At 45.1% G+C, this 1,349-nt stretch carries 3 protein-coding genes; all 3 read right to left on the bottom strand.

Annotation, left to right across the window (positions count from 1 at the left end; translation table 11 throughout):
- Nucleotides 1–318: MmcQ/YjbR family DNA-binding protein (locus LKD70_RS18455; RefSeq protein WP_227709313.1), on the bottom strand; the 318-nt coding region annotated here is incomplete at its 3' end.
- A 178-nt stretch (nucleotides 319–496) separates the two neighbouring features.
- Entirely contained in the window at nucleotides 497–1,084 is a 588-nt protein-coding gene (locus LKD70_RS18450; protein WP_227709312.1) for a hypothetical protein, read from the bottom strand.
- A gap of 60 nt (nucleotides 1,085–1,144) precedes the next feature.
- Nucleotides 1,145–1,349, bottom strand: a 205-nt coding sequence (locus LKD70_RS18445) for a GrpB family protein (RefSeq protein WP_227709311.1), incomplete at its 5' end; no start/stop codon positions are given.

Below are 1,349 nucleotides of genomic sequence, written 5' to 3'. Positions count from 1 at the left end.
ACAGATCTCTTCAAAAGGAACCGTCCCGTCCAGCAGAATGGAAATCCAGCTGCTCCGGCTGATATGATACCCGTAGAAATAGCCCGGCTGCCGGACAAGCATATCCGCCAGCATCGGATCTCCCAGCTTCACATTGATAATATCCACATATTCCGCGCCCTTCAACCCCAGCTTCTCCCGCGGGACATCCATGATCAGCGCGAACCACTTCCGGTTGTCCGCATGGCGCAGGACAGGGTAAGTCGGGGCAGTGCGGAAGGGATAGTCCGGTACAGTTTGATATTTTTTCTTTACATACTTAAATATTTCTTCTCTCATTTGCCCCTTTATTCCACCTCTGCTCTTTTATATATTTCCTCAACTTCATAAAGAATTATGGAAATAGCTGTTATAAAATCAATCAGCCGAAAAGATTCCTGCTGCCTGCGATCCCTATATACGTAATCTTCATCCGACGTATCGGTCCCTTCCAGATTATCATGTGCGAAATGGTTCCTTATCTTTCTGCATTTATCCAGAATGTCAAATATTTCCCCGTATTTTTCCCGGAATGCCTCTTCATCCATTCCAAAAATATTATACAGCCAGAAATATATTTTAGCAGTTTTCTTATGATAGCGTCAGTGTACAAGGGGCGATACGCTCCAAACCGCGTAATTTCGGTGATTTTCTGTGTTATCCTCAATCGGCGTACGCCCAGTACGCCTCTATCGTCTGCCTTGAAAATCACCAGATACCCGGCTGTCACATCCGCAATCCAGTTCCACTGATTTTGCTGTTCCTTCAGCGATATCTGCATTTCATACGGTGTAAATTCTGTATATTCAGCTGAAGGATTCCGTTCTTCTTTTATGTAATAGTCCAGTCTTTCCTTTATATTGGCCTGTTCTTCTTCCGCAGCAGTTACAATCTTATAGCAGTAATCATTCAACGCGCGAAGCTCATCTCCAAAGATTACCATAGGGAATATATCTCCCTCATATATAATATAATCGGTCTCCTTTACCGGAATCGCCTTACCGCTGTCATCAAAGTAAAAAGAAAATGCGCTTCTGTCTTCCAGCCCTTTAAAAAATGGATTCATTCTGCGCTATGCCCTCCCTCCGTTTCTCTATAAACTGCTTTTCCGTTTTTATCTCCGGCCTCATTGCTCCGCGTTTTTTCTGGCTTTCCCTGAATCATCATATCCCGATCCGGCCCACTCCATCGCCCGTTTTTCCAGCGTTTTCACAAACATATCCTTCCCATCACAGTACCCCTCAATATCGTGGGAATACTTTTCCGCGAGATCCGCTTTCAACTCTCCATATGCCTGCGCTTCATCCGGATGGCTTCGAAGGAAGTCCCGC

The organism is Ruminococcus turbiniformis, from assembly GCF_020687545.1.
GTDB classification, from domain to species: domain Bacteria; phylum Bacillota; class Clostridia; order Lachnospirales; family Lachnospiraceae; genus Mediterraneibacter; species Mediterraneibacter turbiniformis.
The sequence above is the reverse complement of the archived record's forward strand: the minus strand, read 5'-3'. Positions and strand labels throughout refer to the sequence as shown.

Excerpts from the sequence above, each read along its gene's own strand:
- LKD70_RS18450 (WP_227709312.1), bottom strand. The coding sequence starts at position 1,084 with ATGAATCCATTTTTTAAAGGGCTGGAAGACAGAAGCGCATTTTCTTTT.